This window comes from Streptomyces fumanus (assembly GCF_014655295.1).
Classification (GTDB): Bacteria; Actinomycetota; Actinomycetes; order Streptomycetales; family Streptomycetaceae; genus Streptomyces; species Streptomyces fumanus.
In genome coordinates this window covers 344,619-362,509 of the sequence record NZ_BNBI01000011.1, presented here as the reverse complement: position 1 = coordinate 362,509, position 17,891 = coordinate 344,619, and the positions used below count along the sequence as shown (strand labels likewise).

The 17,891-nt window shown below is 73.0% G+C and carries 13 protein-coding genes; 7 read left to right on the top strand and 6 right to left on the bottom strand.

Translation table 11 applies throughout. The features are described from left to right. From IE316_RS25590 to glgB, 3 genes are all read left to right on the top strand, one after another. Positions 1-527 (top strand): alpha-glucosidase C-terminal domain-containing protein (locus tag IE316_RS25590; protein WP_190206816.1); only part of this gene is annotated, 527 nt, incomplete at its 5' end. An 88-nt stretch (positions 528-615) separates the two neighbouring features. Next, positions 616-2,010, top strand: coding sequence for a maltokinase N-terminal cap-like domain-containing protein (locus IE316_RS25585; RefSeq protein ID WP_190206815.1), 1,395 nt, complete (start codon positions 616-618; stop codon positions 2,008-2,010). Between the two features lie 36 nt (positions 2,011-2,046). Beyond that, positions 2,047-4,881, top strand: coding sequence for a 1,4-alpha-glucan branching enzyme (gene glgB, locus IE316_RS25580; protein WP_190206814.1), 2,835 nt, complete (start codon positions 2,047-2,049; stop codon positions 4,879-4,881). Positions 4,882-4,885: 4 nt separating this feature from the next. Here the strand turns inward: glgB and IE316_RS25575 are convergent, their stop codons facing one another. The 4 genes from IE316_RS25575 to IE316_RS25560 all read right to left on the bottom strand — a co-directional run bounded on the left by IE316_RS25575 (position 4,886) and on the right by IE316_RS25560 (position 9,494). Then, positions 4,886-7,135, bottom strand: a complete 2,250-nt coding sequence (locus tag IE316_RS25575; protein ID WP_229910554.1) for a HelD family protein — start codon at positions 7,133-7,135, stop codon at positions 4,886-4,888. 138 nt (positions 7,136-7,273) lie between these two features. Then, positions 7,274-7,603 carry a thioredoxin gene (trxA, locus tag IE316_RS25570; RefSeq protein ID WP_308438943.1) on the bottom strand — a complete coding sequence of 110 codons (330 nt, stop codon included), beginning with the start codon at positions 7,601-7,603 and terminating at the stop codon, positions 7,274-7,276. Then, positions 7,597-7,998, bottom strand: a complete 402-nt coding sequence (locus tag IE316_RS25565) for a MerR family transcriptional regulator (protein WP_190206813.1) — start codon at positions 7,996-7,998, stop codon at positions 7,597-7,599. The genes trxA and IE316_RS25565 overlap by 7 nt, the downstream gene beginning before the upstream one ends. 110 nt (positions 7,999-8,108) lie before the next feature. Then, entirely contained in the window at positions 8,109-9,494 is a 1,386-nt protein-coding gene (locus tag IE316_RS25560) for a cation:dicarboxylate symporter family transporter (protein WP_190206812.1), read from the bottom strand. Between the two features lie 144 nt (positions 9,495-9,638). Here IE316_RS25560 and IE316_RS25555 point away from each other — a divergent pair, with 144 nt between their 5' ends. Further along, positions 9,639-11,252 (top strand): sensor histidine kinase, encoded by a 1,614-nt coding sequence (locus IE316_RS25555; RefSeq protein WP_190206811.1) that lies wholly within the window; start codon positions 9,639-9,641, stop codon positions 11,250-11,252. Continuing rightward, positions 11,249-11,938: a response regulator gene (locus IE316_RS25550; RefSeq protein WP_190206810.1), complete on the top strand. Its 690-nt coding sequence runs from the start codon at positions 11,249-11,251 to the stop codon at positions 11,936-11,938. The genes IE316_RS25555 and IE316_RS25550 overlap by 4 nt, the downstream gene beginning before the upstream one ends. Here the strand turns inward: IE316_RS25550 and IE316_RS25545 are convergent. Both IE316_RS25545 and IE316_RS25540 read right to left on the bottom strand, forming a co-directional pair. Then, positions 11,820-14,303, bottom strand: a complete 2,484-nt coding sequence (locus IE316_RS25545) for a tetratricopeptide repeat protein (RefSeq protein WP_190206809.1) — start codon at positions 14,301-14,303, stop codon at positions 11,820-11,822. The two genes, IE316_RS25550 and IE316_RS25545, sit on opposite strands and share 119 nt — an antisense overlap. A gap of 53 nt (positions 14,304-14,356) precedes the next feature. Continuing rightward, positions 14,357-14,908 (bottom strand): hypothetical protein, encoded by a 552-nt coding sequence (locus tag IE316_RS25540; protein ID WP_190206808.1) that lies wholly within the window; start codon positions 14,906-14,908, stop codon positions 14,357-14,359. Positions 14,909-14,982: 74 nt separating this feature from the next. On the opposite strand from IE316_RS25540, the gene IE316_RS25535 reads away from it, so the two are divergent. Both IE316_RS25535 and IE316_RS25530 read left to right on the top strand, forming a co-directional pair. Next, positions 14,983-15,840 (top strand): 5'-methylthioadenosine/S-adenosylhomocysteine nucleosidase, encoded by an 858-nt coding sequence (locus tag IE316_RS25535; protein ID WP_190206807.1) that lies wholly within the window; start codon positions 14,983-14,985, stop codon positions 15,838-15,840. A 157-nt stretch (positions 15,841-15,997) separates the two neighbouring features. Continuing rightward, complete coding sequence (locus IE316_RS25530) at positions 15,998-17,890, top strand: tetratricopeptide repeat protein (RefSeq protein ID WP_190206806.1); 1,893 nt, start codon at positions 15,998-16,000, stop codon at positions 17,888-17,890. Position 17,891 lies beyond the last annotated feature (1 nt).

The following is a 17,891-nucleotide window of genomic DNA, read 5'->3' as shown; positions in this document are numbered from 1 at the left end:
TCTACTACGGCGACGAGATCGGCATGGGCGACAACATCTGGCTCGGCGACCGCGACGCGGTGCGCACCCCGATGCAGTGGACCCCGGACCGCAACGCGGGCTTCTCCTCGTCCGACCCGGGCCGCCTCTTCCTGCCGACGATCATGGACCCGGTCTACGGCTACCAGGTCACGAACGTCGAGGCGTCGATGGCCTCGCCGTCCTCGCTGCTGCACTGGACCCGCCGGATGATCGAGATCCGCAAGCAGAACGTCGCCTTCGGCCTCGGCTCCTACACCGAACTGCCGTCCTCCAACCCGGCCGTCCTCGCCTTCCTGCGGGAGTACGAGGACGACCTGGTGCTGTGCGTGCACAACTTCTCCCGGTTCGCCCAGCCCACGGAGCTCGACCTCAGCGCCTTCCACGGACGGCACCCGGTCGAGCTGTTCGGCGGAGTGCGGTTCCCGGCCATCGGCGAACTGCCGTATCTGCTGACCCTCGCGGGCCACGGCTTCTACTGGTTCCGGCTCCGCAAGGACGCCGCCTAGAACCCCGCGGCGGGGCGGTTTCCACCGCCCCGCCCGGGGCACGCAGAAGTAACTACCCCCCGACCATCCGGGAAAAGGACGCGCCGCCATGTCGGAAGCCGCCACCCGCACCCTGACCACGCCGCCCGGCCTGCTCGCGTCGCTCGACCCCCTGCTGCGCGAGTGGCTGCCCCGCCAGCGCTGGTTCGCCGGCAAGGGCCGCCCGGTCACCGGCTTCTCCCTGGTCGCCGCCACCGAACTGCTCCCGGCCGACGCCCGGCTGGGCTTGTACCACCTCGTCGTCCGCGCCCACCAGCAGCTCGCCCCCGTACCGGGCGCCCCCGAGCGGCCGGGCGACTGCTACCAGCTCCTGATAGGCGTGCGCGAGGCGCTGCCGCCCCGGCTGGCGCCCGCGCTCGTCGGACACGTGACCCAGGGCCCGCTGGCCGGCCGCACGGTCTACGACGCCCTGTACGACACCCGGCCCGCCGAGATCCTGCTGGAGGCGCTGCGCACCCGCGCCCGGGTCGGCGGACTCCGCTTCGACCGGGCCCCCGACCAGGAGATCCGCGACGGCCTGGTCCCCCGCCTGATGACCGCCGAGCAGTCCAACTCCTCGGTCGTCTACGGAGATACGTTCATCCTGAAGCTGCTGCGCCGGATCGTGCCCGGCGTCAACCCCGACCTCGAACTGCCGCTGGCGCTCGCCCGCGAGGGCTGCCCGCGCGTCCCCGCCCCGACCGCGTGGATGACGACGGAACTGTCCGGGGAGCCCTGGGTGCTGGGTGTCCTCCAGCCCTATGTGCAGGGCGCCGCCGACGGCTGGGAACTCGCCCTGCGCGAACTGGCCAAGGGCGAGGACTTCACCGCCGAGGCACGGGCGCTGGGCCGGGCCACGGCCGAGGTGCACACCGCGCTGGCCCGCGCGCTGCCCACGGTGACCCTCGGGCACGGGCCGCTGGCGCAGTTGGTGGCCGGGATGACCGAGCGGCTGGAGGAGGCGGTCCACGCGGTGCCCGCGCTGCTGCCGTACGCGTCCGGGCTGCGCTCGGCCTACACCGCGCTGGGCGACCTCGCCGCCGAGGGACGTACCTGGACCGCGCAGCGCGTCCACGGCGACCTGCACCTGGGCCAGTGCCTGCGCTCGCCCTCCGGGCAGTGGTCGCTGATCGACTTCGAGGGCGAGCCGGCCCGGCCGATGGCGGAGCGGCGGCTGCCGCAGCCGCCGGTCCGGGACATCGCCGGCATGCTGCGCTCCTTCGACTACGCCGCCCACTCCGCCGACCCGCCGGCCCCGGGCTGGGCGGCGGCCTGCCGGGCCGCGTACTGCACCGGGTACGCGGAGGTCTCCGGCACCGACCCGCGCACCGACCCGGTGCTGCTGCGCGCCTACGAGACGGACAAGGCGGTCTACGAGGTCGTCTACGAGGCCCGGCACCGCCCCGACTGGCTGCCGGTGCCGATGTCGGCGGTACGCCGTCTGGCCGCGCCCGATTCCGCCTGATCCCTTTCACCCCCCTGTGCCTAGGAGGCTCCGCCCGTGACTCCCCGCCCCCCGTCCAGCGGTCCGGACCCGAAGAAGACGGCCGAGCAGACGGCCGAGGAGCTGCCGCCGGCGAAGGCGACGAAGAAGGCGGCGGCCAAGAAGACCGCCACCGCCACGAAGAAGACGACGGCCGCGGCGAAGAAGGCCGCGGCCGTGAAGAAGACGGCGGCGACGAAGACGACCACGGCGGAGACGACGGCCGCGGTGAAGAAGGCGGCCACGAAGAAGACGACCACGGCAGGGGCGTCGGCCGCCGCGAAGAAGACCGCGGCGACGAAGAAGACCGCTGCCGCGAAGAAGACGGCCACGGCCGAGACGGCGGCCGCCGTGAAGAAGGCCGCCGCGAAGAAGACGGTCGCGGTCGGCGGCCCCGTGGCCGAGAAGGCCGCCGCGAAGAAGACCACGGCGGCGAAGAAGACGGCGGTCACGCAGAAGACCGCCGCGGCGAAGAAGACGGCGGTCACGCAGAAGACCGCGGCGACGAAGAAGACCGCCGCCAAGAAGACCCCGGCCAAGAAGGCCCCCGCCAAGAACACCGTGCCCCGCCAGGCATCCGCATCCGCGTCCGCCTCCGCGTCGGCATCCGCATCCGCCCCCGCCCGGCGGCAGCGCATCCCCGCCCAGCAGCGGGTCGAGGAGCCCGTCTCCCCCGCGCTGCCCGCCGTGGACCGGGACATGCTGCTGGCCGGTACGCACCACGACCCGCACGCCGTGCTCGGCGCGCACCCGGTGCCGGGCGGTGTGGCCGTCCGGGCGTTCCGGCCGTACGCGCTCGGCGTGACCGTGGTCGCCGAGGAGCTGCGGACCGAGCTGCACGACGACGGGGGCGGGTTCTTCTCGGCCCTGCTGCCGCTGCCGGAGGTCCCGGAGTACCGGCTGCTGGTGACGTACGAGGGCGGGGTGCAGGAGACCGAGGACGCGTACCGTTTCCTGCCCACGCTGGGCGAGCTGGACCTGTATCTGATCGGCGAGGGCCGGCACGAGCAGCTCTGGCAGGCGCTCGGCGCGCACCCGATGACCCACCAGGGCGTCACCGGCACCCGTTTCGCGGTGTGGGCGCCGAACGCGCGGGGCGTGCGGGTGGCCGGCGGCTTCAACTTCTGGGACGGCACCGGCTTCCCGATGCGGTCGCTGGGCTCGTCCGGCGTGTGGGAGCTGTTCGTGCCCGGGGTCGGCGAGGGCGAGCTGTACAAGTTCGACATCACCCGGCCCGACGGCTCGCACACCCTGCGCGCCGACCCGCTGGCCCGCCGTACCCAGGTGCCGCCGGAGACCTCCTCCATCGTGACCGCCTCGCACCACGAGTGGGGCGACGCCGAGTGGCTGGCCCGCCGTACCGAGGCGCCCGCGCACGAGGCGCCGTTCTCGGTGTACGAGGTGCACCTGCCGTCCTGGCGGCCGGGGCTGACCTACCGCGAGCTGGCCGAGCAGCTCCCGGCGTACGTCAAGGACCTGGGCTTCACGCACGTGGAGCTGATGCCGGTCGCCGAGCACCCCTTCGGCGGCTCCTGGGGCTACCAGGTCACCGGGTTCTACGCGCCCACCGCCCGGCTCGGCACCCCCGACGACTTCAAGTACCTGGTCGACCGGTTGCACCAGGCCGGGATCGGGGTGCTGATGGACTGGGTGCCGGCCCACTTCCCGCGTGACGACTGGGCGCTGGCGGAGTTCGACGGGCGCCCGCTGTACGAGCACGCGGACCCGCGGCGGGCCGCGCACCCCGACTGGGGGACGCTGGAGTTCGACTTCGGCCGCCGCGAGGTGCGGAACTTCCTGGTGGCCAACGCGGTGTACTGGTGCGAGGAGTTCCACATCGACGGGCTGCGGGTGGACGCGGTCGCCTCGATGCTCTACCTGGACTACTCGCGCGAGCCGGGCCAGTGGACGCCGAACGAGCACGGCGGCCGGGAGAACCTGGACGCGGTGGCGTTCCTCCAGGAGATGAACGCCACCGTGTACCGGCGGGTGCCCGGCGTGGTGACGATCGCGGAGGAGTCGACGGCCTGGGACGGCGTCACCCGGGCCACCCACCACAAGGGCCCGAGCGGCTTCGGCGGCCTCGGCTTCGGGCTGAAGTGGAACATGGGCTGGATGCACGACTCGCTCCAGTACCTGAGCCACGACCCGATCCACCGCAAGTACCACCACGGCGAGATGACGTTCTCGATGGTGTACGCGTACAGCGAGAACTACGTGCTGCCGATCTCCCACGACGAGGTGGTGCACGGCAAGAAGTCGCTGGTGTCGAAGATGCCCGGCGACTGGTGGCAGCAGCGCGCGAGCCACCGCGCGTACCTGGGCTACATGTGGGCGCACCCCGGCAAGCAGCTCCTGTTCATGGGGCAGGAGTTCGCGCAGGGCGCCGAGTGGTCCGAGGAGCGGGGCCCGGACTGGTGGCTGCTCGACCCGGGGTACGGGGCGGAGCCGGACCACCGGGGCGTGCTGGACCTGGTCCGCGACCTCAACACCGTCTACCGGGACACCCCGGCGCTGTGGCGGCGCGACGCCCACCCGGCCGGGTTCGAGTGGGTGGTCGGCGACGCCGCCGAGGACAACGTCTTCGCCTTCCTCCGGCTGGACGAGGACGGCGCCCCGCTGCTGTCGGTGTCCAACTTCTCCCCCGTGGTCCGCCCCGACTACCGCCTGGGCGTCCCCGCCGACGTGCCCGCCTGGCACGAGGTCCTCAACTCCGACGCCGCCCGCTACGGCGGCAGCGGCGTCACCCACCCCGACCCGGTCAAGCCCGAGCCCCAGCCCTGGCACGGCCGCCCGTCCAGCATCCGCCTGACCCTGCCGCCCCTGTCCACGGTGTGGCTCCGCCCGGCGTGACGGGTCAGGCGTCCGCCAGTGCCTCGGGCAGCGGCTCGGTGTGCAGGATGCCGAGCCGCTGGGTGGCGCGGGTCAGGGCGACGTAGAGGTCGCTGGTGCCGTACCGGCCAGGCTCGACGACCAGCACGGAGTCGAACTCCAGGCCCTTTGACTGGCGGGGGTCCAGCAGGACCACCGTCCGGGTCAGGTCGGGTTCGGCGCCGGCCGTGACGCCGTCGAGGCGGGCGGCGATCCGCTGGTGCAGGGCGCGGGGGGCGATGACGGCGAGCCGGCCCTCCTCGGGGGTCAGCTCGGCCACCGCCTTCGCCACCGCGCCGGGCAGGTCGTCGCCGGCGTGCCGCACCCAGGGGCGTACGCCGGTGGAGCGGACCGAGCTGGGCGGCTCGAAGTCCGGGTGCTCGGCGCGCACGACCGCCGCCGCCAGCTCCATGATCTCGGCGGGGGTGCGGTAGTTGACGCCGAGGCGGGTGTGCTCGTAGCGGTCCTCGACGTACGGGGCGAGGATCTCGGACCAGGAGCCGACGCCGGCCGCCTCGGCGGTCTGGGCGGGGTCGCCGACCAGGGTCATCGAGCGGGTCGGGCAGCGGCGCATCAGCAGCCGCCAGGCCATCGGGGAGAGTTCCTGCGCCTCGTCCACGATGATGTGCCCGAACGCCCAGGTGCGGTCGGCGGCGGCGCGCTCGGCGGCGCTGCGGTGGTCGTCCTCCTCCTGGCGTTCGGCGAACCGCTCGGCGTCGATGATGTCGTGCGCGGACAGGACCTCGGAGTCCTCCTCGTCCTTGTCCTCGAACTCGTACGTCCGGGAGGCGTACGACACGTCGAGGACGCCCTGCGCGTAGGCGATCTGCGCCTCCCGCTCGCGGGCGGCGCGCAGCCGGGCCATCCGGTCGTCCTCGCCGAGCAGTTCGGCGGCCTCGTCCAGCAGCGGTACGTCCGCCACCGTCCAGCGCCGGGTCACCGGGCGGCGTACCGCGGCGGCGTCCTCGGCGGGCAGGAACTCCTCCGGCGCGGCGAGGAAGTCGGCGACCAGCCGCTGCGGGGTGATCCGCGGCCAGAGCCGGTCGATGGCCGACCACACCTCGGGGTTCTCGGCGAGTTCGTCGCGGATCTGGGTGAGGTCGGCGGCGTCCAGCAGGCTGCTGCCGTCGTAGGGGTCGGTGCCGATGCGCTCGGCGTACAGCTCGGTGAGGGTGTTGAGGATGTGGCCCTCGAAGTGCTCGCGGGCCACGTTGTGCGGCAGTTCGGCGGCGCGGGTGCGTTCGCGGGCGACGCTCACCAGGCCGTCGTCGAGCATCAGGACCTCGCGGTCGTGCTCGATGGCGATCACCGGGTCGGGCAGCGCCTGCCGGGCGCGGACCACCTCGGCGAGGACGTCGGCCATGCCGGCCCGGCCCTTGACCGCCGCCGCCTCGGGGGTGTCGGTCGCGGTGGCCTTCACACCGGGGAACAGCTCGCCGACGGTGGCCAGCAGCACACCGGTCTCGCCGAGGGCGGGCAGCACCTCGCCGATGTAGCCGAGGAAGGCCGGGTTGGGGCCGACGATGAGGACGGCGCGCTTGGCCAGCAGTTCGCGGTGCTCGTAGAGCAGGTAGGCGGCCCGGTGCAGGGCGACGGCGGTCTTGCCGGTGCCGGGTCCTCCCTCGACCACCAGGACGCCGCGGTGCGGGGCGCGGATGATGCGGTCCTGGTCGGCCTGGATGGTCTGCACGATGTCGCCCATGCGGCCGGTGCGCGCCGAGTTCAGCGCGGCGAGCAGCACCGCGTCGCCGGACGGGTCCTCGTGGCCGGTGCGGGTCTCGTCGCCGAGGTCGAGGATCTCGTCGTGCAGGGCGGTGACCCGGCGGCCCTCGCTGGCGATGTGCCGGCGGCGGCGCAGGCCCATCGGGGTGTGCCCGGTGGCCAGGTAGAAGGGGCGGGCGACCTCGGCCCGCCAGTCGATCAGGACCGGGGTGCGCTCGGCGTCGTCGGCGCGCAGCCCGACCCGGCCGATGTGGTGCACGTCCCCGGAGGCGAGGTCGAGGCGGCCGAAGCAGAGCGAGCCGTCCACCGCGTTCAGCGCGGCGAGCAGCCCGGAGCGCTCGGCGACCAGGATGTCCCGCTCCAGCCGGGCCTGCATCGGGGTGTGGCCCTGTGCGAGGGCGTCGGTGACGGCGGACTCGGTGTCCCCGCGCAGGGCGTCCACGCGTGCGTACAGCCCGTCGATGAATTCCTGCTCGTGCCGCAATTCATCGTCCGGAAATTCGGTGTTTGACAATTCCGCTCCCGCCCGGATATACTGTGCTCAGTGAACTTCTCACGCGACCCATTCTCATGAAGTCGTGAATCACCGAATATACGCAAAGAAATCCCCCGAGCGCAATTGCTCGGGGGATTTTTCGTGCCGTTGGCCTGGTCAGAGGGCGTCCGCCAGCTCCTCCAGCAGCTTCCGCTTGGGCCGGGCGCCCACCATCGACCGCAGCGGCTCACCGTCCCGGAAGAGCATGAAGGTCGGCATCGACAGGACCTTGTATGCGTTGGTCGTCTCGGGATTGCGGTCCACGTCGAGCTGCACCACCCGCAGCTTGCCGGCCTCCTCCTCGGCCAGCGCGGCCAGCACCGGCGCCATCTGCCGGCACGGCGGGCACCAGTCGGCGGTGAACTCCACCAGCACCGGCAGCTCCGCGCCCAGCACCTCCGTCTCGAAGGTCTCGTCCGTCACCTCGGCCACACCGGTGCTCACCATGCGTCTCCTCCCAGTTCGCAGCGCGGTTCCGGACTCTCCGGCACCGCCGCCTCGGCCCGCGCCAACTGCGCGGCCACCATCGACCGCACACCCCGCAGCTCGCCGATCAGCCCGTCCAGCTCCGCCAGCTTGCGCCGGTAGACCGCGAGCGACGCCGGGCACCGGTCGCCCTCGTCGTGACCGGCCCGCAGGCACTCCACGAACGGCCGGGTCTCCTCCAGGTCGAACCCGAAGTCCCGCAGCGTCCTGATCTGCTCCAGGAGCTTCACATCGCGCTCGTCGTAGGTCCGGTGGCCGTTGCCGTCCCGCCGCGCGGGCAGCAGCCCCCGCGCTTCGTAGTACCGCAGCGTGCGCGTCGTGGTCCCGGCCCGCGCGGCCAGCTCGCCGATTCGCATACCGACGAACGTAAGCCTTGACCCGGACGTCAAGGCAAGGGGGCGCGGAAAAGGGGCGTGAGCCGCCCCCCGGGGGGATGGGGGCGGCTCACTGGGGGCGGCGGGGAGCGTCAGGCTTTCGCCAGTTCCTTCTCGCCGCCCGGCTCGGAGACCTCGGCGGGGGTGCGGTCGCCGTGGCCGTCGTCCAGGAGCGTCCGCTCGTCGAAGGGGACCCGGCCGGCCAGCACCTCGCTCACCCGGTCCTTGTCGATCTCCTTGGTCCAGGTGCCGATCAGCACGGTGGCGACGGCGTTGCCCGCGAAGTTGGTCAGGGCGCGGGCCTCGCTCATGAAGCGGTCGATGCCGACGATCAGGCCGATGCCGTCCACCAGGGCCGGCTTGTGCGACTGGAGGCCGCCGGCCAGCGTCGCCAGGCCCGCGCCGGTGACCCCGGCGGCGCCCTTGGAGGCGACGAACAGGAACAGCAGCAGCGGGATCTGCTCGCCGAGGGACATCGGCGTGCCCATGGCGTCCGCGATGAACAGGGAGGCCATGGTCATGTAGATCATGGTGCCGTCGAGGTTGAAGGAGTAGCCGGTCGGGACGGTGATGCCGACCACCGGCTTGCTGACGCCCAGGTGCTCCATCTTGGCGATCAGCCGCGGCAGCGCCGACTCCGACGAGGAGGTGGACAGGATCAGCAGGAACTCGCGGCCCAGGTACTTGAAGAGCGAGAAGGCGTTGACCCCGGTGCAGATCTTCAGCAGCGCGCCCAGCACCACGATGACGAACAGGACGCAGGTGACGTAGAAGCCGAGCATCAGCACGGCCAGGCTCTTGAGGGCGTCCACGCCCGCCGAGCCGGTCACGGCGGCCATCGCGCCGAACGCGCCCACCGGGGCGGCCCACATGATCATCGCCAGGACGCGGAAGACCAGCCGCTGGATGTGCTCGACGCCGCGCAGCACCGGCCGGCCCGCGTCGCCCATGGCCTGGAGGGCGAACCCGCACAGCAGGGCGACCAGCAGGGTCTGCAGGACCTCGCCCTCGGTGAACGCCGAGACGATCGTGGTCGGGATGATGCCGAGCAGGAACTCGGTGGTGTCCTTGGCCTCCGCGTCGACCTGCGCGTGCCCGGTCTCCTTGACGGCGTCGGTGACCGCGAGGCCGGTGCCCGGGTCGAGGATGTTGCCGACGATCAGGCCGATGGCCAGCGCGACCAGCGACATCACCATGAAGTAGACCAGCGCGATACCGCCCACCGCGCCGACCTTCGCGGCCTTGCGGACCGAGCCGATGCCCAGCACGATCGTGCAGAAGATGATCGGCGAGATCATCATCTTGATCAGGTTCACGAAGCCGGTCCCGATCGGCTTCAGCTCCACCGCGAAGTCGGGGGCGATCAGCCCGACCGCGATGCCGAGGGCGACCGCGACGATCACCGCGATGTAGAGATAGTGCGTGCGGTCCCGCTTGGCGGGGGGTGCGGCTGGTGCCGTATCGGCTGCGCTGGTCACGGCGGCCCTCCTTGGCGACGTCGGTGTCACCGGCGTGCGGCTCACGTCCGGGGTGGGGGATGCGGTGACTATCTCCTGCCCTGTGAGCGCGGTCACCCTTCCGTTCATTTAGTTCACCGCCGGGCTTGGAGGGAGACTGACGGCATGCACTTCCGCGTCCCCCGGCCGCGCAGCCTGGCCGGACAGCTCTTCGCGATGCAGGCCGTCCTGATAGCGGTCGTCGTCGCGGGCTACGCGCTGTTCACCTACCTCAGCGACCGGGGGCAGGCCGAGGACGCGGCCGGGCGGCAGGCCAGGTCGGTGGCGCTGACGCTGGCCGACTCGCCGTCCGTGGCGGCGGCGATCGGCACCGCCGACCCGTCGGCGCGGCTCCAGCCGTACGCGGTACGGGTCATGCGGGACGCCGACGTGGACTTCGTGACGATCATGGACACCGAGGGCATCCGCTGGACCCATCCCGACCCCGGCCAGATCGGCCGCCGCTTCCAGGGGCACATCGAGCCCGCGCTGCGGGGCCGCACCTTCACCGAGACGTACACCGGCACGCTCGGCCCCTCCGTCCGGGCGGTCGCCCCCGTCCGGTCCGGCGGCCGGACGGTCGGTCTGGTCAGCGCCGGGATCAAGGTGGAGGAGATCAGCAAACGGGCCCGCGAGCAGGTCACCGCCCTGGTCGGGGTGGCGGCCGGGGCGCTGCTGCTCGGCGCGGTCGGCACCTATGTGATCAACGCGCGGCTGCGCCGGCACACCCACGGCATGAACGCGGACGAGCTGAGCCGCATGCACGACTACCACCAGGCGGCCCTGCACGCGGTACGGGAGGGGCTGCTGATGCTGGACGGGCAGTACCGGGTGGCGCTGATCAACGACGGCGGGCGGGAGCTGCTGGGCGTGACCGGCGAGGTGGTGGGCCGCTCGGTCGCCGACCTGGGCCTGCCGGGCCCGCTGACGGGAGCGCTGCTGGCCTCCGAGCCCCGGGTGGACGAGGTCCACCTGGCGGCGGACCGCGTGCTGGTCGTCAACACCTCCCCGGTCTCCGGCGGCGAGCGCCGCGGCACGGTCGTCACCCTCCGCGACGTGACCGAACTCCAGGCCCTCACCGGCGAGCTGGACACCGAGCGCGGCTTCTCGCAGGCGCTGCGCTCGCAGGCGCACGAGGCCGCGAACCGGCTGCACACCGTCGTCTCGCTGATCGAACTGGGCCGCGCCGAGGAGGCGGTGGAGTTCGCCACGGCCGAACTGGAGCTGGCCCAGGCGCTCACCGACCAGGTGGTCGCGGCGGTGAGCGAACCGGTGCTGGCCGCGCTGCTGCTGGGCAAGACGGCCCAGGCCCACGAGCGCGGCGTGGAGCTGCTGATCTCCCCCGACTCCCGCCTGGACGACGGCCTGCTGCCCCCGTCCCTGCCCGCCCGCGACCTGGTCACCATCCTCGGCAACCTGATCGACAACGCGGTGGACGCGGCCCAGGGCGGCGTCCCGGCGCGGGTGACGGTGACGGCGTACACGGCGGACGACCGACTGGTGCTGCGCGTCTCCGACACCGGCACGGGCCTCGACCCGGCCCATGCCGACCTGGTCTTCCAGCGCGGCTTCTCCACCAAGCCGGCCGGTCCGGGCGGCCGGGGCCTGGGCCTGGCGCTGGTCCGGCAGGCGGTCCACCGGCACGGCGGCACGCTGACGCTGAGCGAGGCGGACGGCGGCGGGGCCGTCTTCGAGGCGAGCCTGCCGCTGGCGTCCGCCGTGGCCGGGGCCCGCCCATGACCGGCGACTCCCCCATCCGCGTCCTGGTCGTCGAGGACGACCCCGTCGCCGCCGACGCGCACCTGCTGTACGTCGGCCGGGTGCCGGGCTTCACCGCCGTCGGCAAGGCCCACTCGGGCGCCGAGGCACGCCGGCTGCTGGACCGTACGCCGGTGGACCTGCTCCTGCTCGACCTGCACCTGCCGGACGTGCACGGCCTGCAACTGGCCCGCTCGCTGCGGGCGGCCGGGCACCAGGCCGACGTGATCGCGGTGACCTCGGCGCGGGACCTGACCGTGGTCCGCGAGGGCGTCTCCCTGGGCGTCGTCCAGTACGTGCTCAAGCCGTTCACCTTCGCGACCCTGCGCGACCGGCTCGTACGGTACGCGGAGTTCCGCCGCACGGCGGGCGAGGCGAGCGGCCAGGACGAGGTCGACCGCGCCCTGGCGACCCTGCGCGCCCCCGGCCCGGTCGCCCTGCCCAAGGGCCTGAGCGCGCCGACCCTGGAGCGCGTGACGAGCGCTCTGCGCAACGCCCCGGAGGGCCTCACGGCGGCGTCCCTCGGCCAGTCGGTCGGCATATCCCGGATCACGGCCCGGCGCTACCTGGAACACCTGGTGAGCGCGGGACGAGCGGAACGCAAGCCGCTGTACGGGCAGGTGGGACGGCCGGAGCTGGTGTACCGGTGGGTGCGGGAGGCTCGGTGAGGGCGGCGGCGTAGGTGCGGGCCTGGGCGGCGTCGGCGGGGGCGCCTGCGCGGGTGAAGGCGTCGGCGGCTGCGGAGTAGAGCGCGCGGGCTCGGGCACGACGATGGGCGATCTCGTGAGCCCTGGCCAGGTTCTGCAGGGTCTGGCCCGCACGGTGCCAGTCCTGGAACTCCTGATACACCTCAAGTGCCCTGCCGTACGCCGCGATCGCCTCCTTCACCCGCCCCGCCTTCCGCAGGACCAGGCCGAGATTGTTCCACGCGGTGGCCGCACGGTGCCGGTCCCCGACCGCCTCGTGCAGGTCGCGAGCGCGCACGAGGGCATCGATCGCGTCCTCCACCCGCCCCGCCTCCCGCAGGGCCAGGCCGAGGTTGTTCCACGCGGCGGCCTCACGGTGCCGGTCCCCGACCGATCGGAACAAGTCACGGGCGTGGATGTGGGCATCGATCGCCTCTTCCACCCGGCCCGCGTCCTTCAGGGCACCGCCGAGGTTGTTCCACACCTGGGCCTCGTAACCGGGGTTCCCGACCGCCTGGTAAAGGACACGGGCGCGGAGGAGGACGTGGATCGCCTCGCCCACGGGTCCCGCCTCCCCCAGGGCGGTACCGAGGTTGTTCCACGCGGCGGCCTCACGGCCATGGTCACCGACCCGGTGAGCAGCCTCCTGTGCGGCACGGGAGACAGTAATCAGGTCGTCGAAGTACCGCCGCCAGTCGAAGTACTCCGCGAGACACAGGCCCAGCGTCACCGCCCTTTCGGCGAAGCGTTCCTCCCGCCCCCACAACACCGCTGTGACCAGACCCGCACGCTCCCCGTCCAGCCATGTCAACGCCTCCTCCCGGTCCCCGAACCGCTCCGGCTCCGCCATCCCGGGCAGCCATCTCATCCGGCTGACGGCCGCGCCCGCCGACCGGCAGTAGAACTCCATCACCCGGACCCTCGCAGCTTCCCCCTCCTCCCTCCACACCGCATCTCCCACCACCACGCCCGTCCCGAACACCCGCACAAGGTCATGCAACCGCCACCATCCGCGCCTGCTCCCCCGCTCCACGAGGTGCACGCGGGCCAGTGCCTTCAGCTCGCGCAGCGGAGGGGCCGCGGCCCCGGCGAGTACGGCGGCGACCTCGTCGCTGATCGCGGGCCCCGGGGCGAGGGCCAGCAGCCGCAGGAGCCGGGCCTGTCCAGCAGACAGCCGGCGGTACGAGAGGTCGAAGGCCGCGCGGACGCTGCGCTCGCCGTCGTCGAGGTGGAGAAGCCGGTCGTGCGACGCCTCCAGCTCGCCGACGAACTCCGCGACCGGCAACTCCGGGTCCTCCACCAGCAGCGCCGCCGCGATCTGGAGTGCCAGCGGGAGGTGGCCGCAGAGCCTGGCGAGCCGTTCGGCACCGTCGGGGTCGTCGGTGACCCGGCCGTCCCCGGGGTCGGCGATCCGCAGGGCGAGGTCGAGGAGTTCCCCCGCGGCCTCGGGCGTGAGCTGGTCCAACGGGACAAGGCGGGCGCCGAGCTGGGTGAGACGGTCGCGGGACGTCACCAGCACCCGGTGGCAGGAGTCGCCCGGGAGCAGTGGCCGTACCTGGTCGGACGAGGAGGCGTTGTCGGCCAGGACCAGCACCGCGCCCTGCTCCTTCCCGCGCCGGGTGAGCACCGAGCGGTAGAGGGCGGCGCGGTCGTCGGCCCGCGCGGGGATGTGCTCCGGCGGAACGCCGAGCGCCCGCAGCAGGGACTGGAGCGCCTGGTCGGCGGTGACGGGCTCCTCGTCGTAACCGTGGAGGTCCACGAAGAGAACGCCGCCCGGGAACCACCCCTTCTCGCACGCCAGGTGGGCGGTCTCGACGGCGAGGGCTGTCTTGCCGATGCCGCCGAGCCCGGAGACGGCGGTGACGAGGACGGCGAGGGTGCCGGGGTCCGGGGTGTTCGGGTCGAGGGCGCGCAGGAGGCCGGCCGTGTCGTCGTCCCGTCCCGCGAACCCGCCGGGTCGGGGTGGCAGCGACGCCAGGGCCTCCGGCGCGGCGGCGCCGCCCCGCTGGACCACGACTTGGACGCCGATCACCTCGCGCAGGAAGACCCCGCCCCGGAAGTCGGTGTGGTCGCCGTCGTACCAGCCGGTGCCGCTGCCGGGCGCGTGCCGTTCCATGGCCGCCGCCACCGCGCCCGCGACCTGGGGATCGGCGGCGAGCAGTGCCCGTACGCCGTCCCCCCAGACGCGTACCGTCTCCGCCCGGTCGGGGTCGGTCGCCGCCTCGGCGAGCGCCCGCGCGGACGCTCCGGGGCCGAGTCCGAGCAGCCGGGCGAGTTCGTCCGCCGCCCGGCGTCCGGGCTCGCCGCCCGCGCCCTCGGCGAGCGCCGCCAGGAAAGCCGTCCTCATACGCAGTTCCGCCCCCGGTGTCCCCGCGTTTTCCGTGCGTCAACGGTACGCCGTCAGGACGCCGCCCTGGGCGCTCTCGCGTACACCAGGGTCTGTATCCCCAGGCCGGTCACGGCGAGCGCCTCGACCACCGACAGCGCGATGAGCAGCGCGCCGCCGTCCCCGGCGGCCCAGAACACGACCAGCGCGGCCAGGGGCACCCCGCAGAAGGCGGTCAGGTCGATCACGGCCTGGATCCTCTTGCGGGACCGGCGACGGGTGTCGCTGCGGTGGTACGCCTCCCAGCCGAAGGTGGGGAAACTGCCGTCAGCGGCGGCCAACCGGGCCAGCCGGGGCCCGAGTTCGTCCCGTACGTAGTGACCGATGGCGGTGATCTTCTCGTCGTTGACCAGGTACGTCCAGCCGAGCACCAGGCAGACCGGCGGCAGCGCGAGCAGCATGGCGGGCTGCTTCGCCTGGGCCGCCGCGGCGATGACCGCGGCCACGACGGCGAGGGTCACGTACAGGAGGTTGTCCCGGAACCCGATGCGGGCCTTCTGCTCGTCCTTCACGGTCTGGTACTCGGCCAGCAGCAACTGACCGACGGTGACGTCCTGTTCCGACACGCGTTGTCCTCCCCCTCGGCGCACGGCTCACCGTAACCGTCGCGGTTCCGAACCGCTTGGCCTACCGTGGACGCGTGTCGCACACCAGCCCCACCGTCGTCGTCCTGACCGCGCTCGCGGTGGAGTACGCCGCCGTGCGCGCCCATGTCCCGGAGCGGGAGGAACTCGTCCACCCCGACGGCACCCGGGTCGAGCGCGGCCGGCTGCCGGACACGGACTGGCACGTCGTCCTGGCCGAACTCGGTGAGGGCAACGGCACGGCCGCCACCCTCACCACGCAGATCGTCAGTTGGCTGAAGCCGGAAGCGCTCCTCTTCGTCGGCATCGCGGGCAGCCTCAAGGACGACATCGGCATCGGGGACGTGGTGGTCGGCACGAAGGTGTACGGCATTCACGGCGGCAAGCGGACGCCCGAGGGTTTCCAGGTCCGGCCGGAGGCGTGGCCGGTGTCGAACGCCTTGGTGAGCGCGGCGCGTTCGGCCGCGCGCGACATGTCCGGCGTACGGGCGCACTTCAAGCCGATCGCCTCCGGGGACGTGGTGCTGGCCGACGCCGGGTCGGACGTCGCGCGGCACCTGCGCCGGAACTACAACGACGCCGCGGCGATCGAGATGGAGGGCGTGGGCGCGCTCCAGGCAGCGCATCTGAACGGCCAGTTGCACGCCCTTGTCGTCCGTGGCATCAGCGACCGCGCCGACCCCGGCAAGCACGAGGCCGACGCGGCGGGATCACAGGAGCGAGCGGCCGCGCAGGCGGCGTCGGTGGCGGTGGCCGTACTGCGCAAGCACCGGCCGCGCGCCTCGTCCTCGAACTCCGCCGATTCCGAGGAGGGCCCCCATCGCGGCCCGGCCTACGGAGGCGACCACATCGACTTCCGAGGCGGCGTCTTCCACGGCCCGGTCACCGGCAAGCGGACGGAGCAGCAGCGGTAGGGGTACGGTCCACGGCCCGGCGCCCGTCGCGTCCGCCACGCTGCCGCCCCGCCCGCCCGGCTTCACCGGCCGTACCGCCGAACTGGACCGGCTGCTCCCCCTCCTCGCGCCCGCCTCGCGGGAGGGCACCCCGCTGCTCATCTCGGCCGTCACCGGCATGGGCGGCGTCGGCAAGACCGCGCTCGCGGTGGAGGCGGCGCACCGGGCCCGCGCGGAGGGCTGGTTCCCCGGCGGCTTCCTCTTCGTCGACCTGCGCGGCTACGACGACGACCCGGCCACGGCGGACCAGGCGGTCCTCGCCCTGCTCGACGCGATGGGCCTGCGGGACACCGATCTGCCCCCGACCACGGCACGGCAGTACGACGCGTACCGCGCCCTCCTCGCCGAGCGGCGGGACCGCACGCTGCTGGTCCTGGACAACGCCTCGGACCCGGCCCAGTACCTCCCGCTGCTCCCCGGCACGGACCACCACCGGGTGCTGATCACCACGCGCGATCGCCCGAGCGCCCTCCCCGTCCGCGTCATCGACCTCGGAACTCTCGCCCCGGACGAGTCCGCCGCGCTGGTCGCCCGCGCCCTGCACGACGCCGACGAACGCGACGACCGCGCCGCCCGCGAACCGGACGCCCTGCGCGCGCTGACCGGCCTCTGCGGTCACCTCCCCCTCGCCCTCCAGATCGCCGCCGCGATGCTCCGGCACCGCCGGCACCGCGGGATCGCCTCGCTGGTGACCGAGATCCGGGAGGCCGGAGACCCGGCCGCCGTACTCGACAGCGGCAGTCCGGGCACGGACCTGTACGGCCGCTCACTCGTCGTCCGGCCGGTCCTGGAGACCTCCTACCGACGCCTGCCGCCCGACCGGGCCCGGCTGCTGCGGCTGCTCTGCCTCGCTCCGGGCGCGGAGACGGGGACCGAGGCGGTGGCGGCGCTGGCCGATCTGGACGAGAGGACGGCTCTGCGGCTGCTGGACGATCTGGCGGCCGCTCACCTGGTGACGCCGGTGCGCGACGACTCGGCCTCCGGGGTGCGGTGGCGGTTGCACGACCTGGTGCGGGGGTTCGGGGCGGGCGTGGTGGCGGGGAACGAGGGGGAGGCAGCCCGGAAGCGGGTGCTCGATTTCTACTTCCGGTGGGCGGACGCGGCCAATGCCCGATTGCGCTGGTTGCCGGGCGATGAGGAACCCGAGCGGTTCGGGGGCCGGGGGCAGGCGCTGGCGTGGCTGGACAGGGAACGGCCCGGCCTGGTCGCGGCGGTGACCTGGGGGCGGGAGGCACCGTTCGCGAACACGGCGATGGCACTGGGCCTGCAACTCTCGGAGTACTTCACCTGGCGGCGGTACTTCGACGACTGGATCACCGTCTCGCGTGCCGCACAGGAGGCCGCCCACCGGGCCGGAGACCGTGTCAATGAGGCCGGAGCGTGGAACAACCTCGGCACCGCCCTGCTGGAGGCGGGTCGCGTGGAGGAGGCGATCGACGCCCACGTCCGCGCCTTCGACCTCTACCACACTGCCGGCTACCGCTCCCGCGGGGCCACCGTGCTGAACAATCTGGGCATCGCCCTGTCGTTGCTGGACCGAGCGGAAGAGGCGATCAACGCCCACACTCGCGCTCGTGACATGGCCCAGGCGTCCCAGGACCGCCGCCGCGAAGCCGTGGCGTGGAACAACATCGGCATCGCCTTCCTCAGATCGAACCAGATGACGGAAGCGATCGACGCGAGCATCCGTGCCCGCGACCTATACCAGGCCCTCGGGGACCGTCATCGCGAGGCCACGGCATGGATCAACCTCGGCACCGCTCTGGCGATGGCGAGGCGGGTCGAGGAGGCGATCGAGGCTTACGAGCAGGCCCTGAAGGCCCACCAGGAGTCCGAAGACTGGTACGGGCAGGCCCAGGCGCTGTACAACCTAGCTCTCGCTCATACGGCTGCCGACCGCCACGCCCAGGTCCGCGCCTTGTACCTGCGGGCCGCCGACGCGTACGCCCTCGCCCACGCCCCCGCCGAAGCCGCCAAAGCGAAGGCAGCCGCCGAAGCCCTGGAGACGTGAG

Bases quoted from the DNA above. Each gene is read 5' to 3' on its own strand.
- IE316_RS25585 (WP_190206815.1), top strand. From the start codon at position 616: ATGTCGGAAGCCGCCACCCGCACCCTGACCACGCCGCCCGGCCTGCTC.
- trxA (WP_308438943.1), bottom strand. From the start codon at position 7,603: ATGGTGAGCACCGGTGTGGCCGAGGTGACGGACGAGACCTTCGAGACG.
- IE316_RS25565 (WP_190206813.1), bottom strand. From the start codon at position 7,998: ATGCGAATCGGCGAGCTGGCCGCGCGGGCCGGGACCACGACGCGCACG.
- IE316_RS25555 (WP_190206811.1), top strand. From the start codon at position 9,639: ATGCACTTCCGCGTCCCCCGGCCGCGCAGCCTGGCCGGACAGCTCTTC.
- IE316_RS25550 (WP_190206810.1), top strand. From the start codon at position 11,249: ATGACCGGCGACTCCCCCATCCGCGTCCTGGTCGTCGAGGACGACCCC.
- IE316_RS25545 (WP_190206809.1), bottom strand. From the start codon at position 14,303: ATGAGGACGGCTTTCCTGGCGGCGCTCGCCGAGGGCGCGGGCGGCGAG.
- IE316_RS25530 (WP_190206806.1), top strand. From the start codon at position 15,998: ATGGGCGGCGTCGGCAAGACCGCGCTCGCGGTGGAGGCGGCGCACCGG.